Origin of the sequence: Colwellia sp. MB02u-10, from assembly GCF_014077185.1 — a bacterium.
GTDB lineage: Bacteria > Pseudomonadota > Gammaproteobacteria > Enterobacterales > Alteromonadaceae > Cognaticolwellia.
The window spans coordinates 1-359 of the sequence record NZ_JACGVK010000012.1 but is presented as its reverse complement, the minus strand read 5'-3'; the positions used below and the strand labels follow the sequence as shown (position 1 = coordinate 359).

Sequence of the window (359 nt, the reverse complement as noted above, 5' to 3'; positions counted from 1 at the left end):
CTCTCACATGGGAACTCCCACACTACCATCGGCGCTAACACGTTTCACTTCTGAGTTCGGAATGGGATCAGGTGGGGCCATGTCGCTATTGTCGCTAGACAAAAAGGGTACAATCTAAAAAGCTGCTTCAATGAGACTTGTCTCACTGATGTATAAATACGTTTTGTGTTACTTTTTCTTTGTTTCTCTTATTCATCACTCATGTACGTGATGTTGCATATTCCTATGCAATTATACTATGTCAAACAGCACACAACTTAAAACCACTTGGGTGTTGTATGGTTAAGCCTCACGGGTAATTAGTATTGGTTAGCTCAAGACCTCGCAGTCCTTACACACCCAACCTATCAACGTTGTAG

General features: G+C 42.1%; 2 rRNA genes. Both read right to left on the bottom strand.

Features of this window, described 5'->3' with window-relative positions:
- Positions 1–99: ribosomal RNA gene (gene rrf / locus H4J59_RS00035) — 5S ribosomal RNA — on the bottom strand; the annotation flags it as partial.
- 179 nt (positions 100–278) lie between these two features.
- A 23S ribosomal RNA gene (locus H4J59_RS00030) occupies positions 279–359 on the bottom strand; the annotation flags it as partial.